The sequence below is a fragment of the Streptomyces sp. MZ04 genome (assembly GCF_004684775.1).
In the GTDB taxonomy this organism is placed as follows: Bacteria; Actinomycetota; Actinomycetes; order Streptomycetales; family Streptomycetaceae; genus Streptomyces.
The window spans coordinates 1-2,518 of the sequence record NZ_SRIC01000512.1 but is presented as its reverse complement, the minus strand read 5'-3'; the positions used below and the strand labels follow the sequence as shown (position 1 = coordinate 2,518).

Sequence of the window (2,518 nt, the reverse complement as noted above, 5' to 3'; positions counted from 1 at the left end):
CGTCGCCGCCGTCGTCCAGGATCATGTTCGGGCCGCCGGTGGGGGTGTTCGGCCAGGTCAGCGCCTGCTCCGTGCACCACCAGTACTCCTCCAGGGTCTCGCCCTTCCAGGCGAAGACCGGGATGCCCTGGGGGTTCTCCGGGGTGCCGTTCGGGCCGACGGCGATGGCCGCGGCCGCGTGGTCCTGGGTCGAGAAGATGTTGCAGGAGACCCAGCGGACCTCGGCGCCGAGGGCGACCAGGGTCTCGATGAGCACAGCGGTCTGCACCGTCATGTGCAGCGAGCCCATGATGCGGGCGCCGGCCAGCGGCTGGGTGGCGGCGAATTCCTTGCGGATCGACATCAGGCCGGGCATCTCGTGCTCGGCGAGAGTGATCTCCTTGCGGCCGAACTCGGCGAGGGAGAGGTCGGCGACCTTGAAGTCCTGGCCGTTGATGAGGCTGGTCATGAAGAGCTGCTCCTCGTGGATTGGTCGAGGGTGGGCATGGCTGATCTGCGGCGATGGGCACAGGAGTACACCAACGCGCGCAGCGCAGTCCGTCGGAGGCCCTCTCTCCCTCGGCCGGTCCGTGCAGGCACCGCCCGACCGCCATCAGCAGCGACGTCTGGCTCGGTCACAAAGCTACACCGATTGGCCCAGCGGGCCCCAGCCCACCTTCGGACACGCGAGGCGCGGGGGACGACTGGATGACGACCGTATGGCGACCAGTGAACGACCAGCAAACGGGCGGCTGATGAGCGGCACATGGGTGGCGGATGAGCTGCGGGTGTCCAGCGAATGGGCTGCGGATGATCTACGGATGGGGCCCGGCAAGCACCTCAACAAGGACAACAGACCCAGACAATAAGGGACTTTTACTCTTTGGAACCTGCGCCTACGTGTTGCAGGATGCCTTGAGATCGGGAACATTTGCGCGATCTTGTTTGACGAAGGCGTTAGGCGTTAGGCGTTAGGAGATCCACGTGACCCATCCGGCCGATCCCCCCATAGGCGAGGGCGGCGGCGAGCGGAAGAAGCTCAAGCTGCTCGCGGTGACCGCCTGTCCGACCGGTATCGCTCACACGTACATGGCCGCGGAGAAGCTCGCACAGGCCGCGGAGAGCCTCGGCATCGACATGAAGGTGGAGACGCAGGGCTCCATCGGGGCCGAGAATGTCTTGACTGACAACGATGTCAGAAATGCCGACGGCATCATCATCGCCGCCGACAAGGACGTCGACCGCAGCCGCTTCGTGGGCAAGCGCGTGCTGTCCGTCGGCGTCTCCGAAGGCATCAGCAACCCCGAGCGGCTGATCGAGCAGGTGCGGAGCGCGCCGGTGCACGGGGCCGGTGGCGGCGGTGGCGGTGGCGGTGGCGCCGCCGATCCGATCACGGGCGGCGGCGGAGGCGGCCGGGAGCGCAGCGTCGCGTACAAGGCGCTGATGAACGGCGTCTCGTACATGATTCCGTTCGTCGTGGTCGGCGGTCTGCTGATCGCCATCTCGCTCTCGCTCGGCGGTCACACCGACCCGCAGGGCGGCCTCGTCATCCCCGACGACTCGTTCTGGAAGCACGTCAACGACATCGGCGTCATCGGCTTCACGCTGATGGTGCCGATCCTCTCCGGCTATATCGCGTACGCGATCGGGGACCGGCCCGCGCTGGTGCCGGGCATGATCGGCGGCTGGATCGCCAACACCGGTGAGCTGTACGACTCCAAGGCGGGCGCGGGCTTCATCGGGGCCATCGTGACCGGCTTCCTCGCCGGGTATCTGGTGCTGTGGATCAAGAAGGTCAAGGTCCCGAAGTTCGCCCAGCCGATCATGCCGATCATCGTGATCCCCATCGTCGCGACGACGGCACTCGGGCTCTTCTTCATCTACGTCATCGGCAAGCCGATCTCGTGGGTCTTCGAGCATCTGACCGACTGGCTCAGTGGCATGACCGGTACCAGTGCGATTCTGCTGGGCGCGATTCTCGGGCTCATGATCGCGTTCGACATGGGCGGGCCGGTCAACAAGACGGCGTTCCTGTTCGGCGCGGGGCTCATCGCGACCGGCAACCAGACCGTCATGGGCATGTGCGCCGCGGCGATTCCGGTCATGCCGCTCGGGCAGGGTCTCGCGACGCTGATCCGCAAGCGCCTCTACAGCGAACAGGAGCGGGAGACCGGCTTCGCCGCCTTGTTCATGGGCTTGTTCGGGATCTCGGAGGGTGCCATTCCGTTCGCCGCCGCGCGGCCCGCGCAGGTCATTCCGGCGAACATGCTCGGCGGCGCCGTCGCCGGTGCGATCGCCGGTCAGGCGGGCGTCGAGGACGCGGTGCCGCACGGCGGGCCGATCGTGGCGGTCCTGGGTGCCGTCGGCGGCGTACCGATGTTCTTCATCGCGGTCGCCATCGGCACCGTCGTCACCGCGCTGACCACGGTCACGCTGGTCGACCTGAGCGAGCGCAAGCGGCGCGGGGTTCCGCTCGTGGACGTCCCGGGCGGTCCTGAGCCGGTCCTCGTGGGGGTCGGTGCGGGGGTCGGTGCGGGGG

2 protein-coding genes are annotated in these 2,518 nt (G+C 67.4%); one reads left to right on the top strand and one right to left on the bottom strand.

What is annotated here, in order from left to right; genetic code table 11:
• Positions 1–448 (bottom strand): adenosylhomocysteinase (locus tag E2651_RS42605; RefSeq protein ID WP_167829080.1); only part of this gene is annotated, 448 nt, incomplete at its 3' end.
• Between the two features lie 515 nt (positions 449–963).
• Here E2651_RS42605 and E2651_RS42600 point away from each other — a divergent pair.
• Positions 964–2,518: PTS fructose transporter subunit IIBC (locus E2651_RS42600; RefSeq protein WP_209446390.1), on the top strand; the 1,555-nt coding region annotated here is incomplete at its 3' end.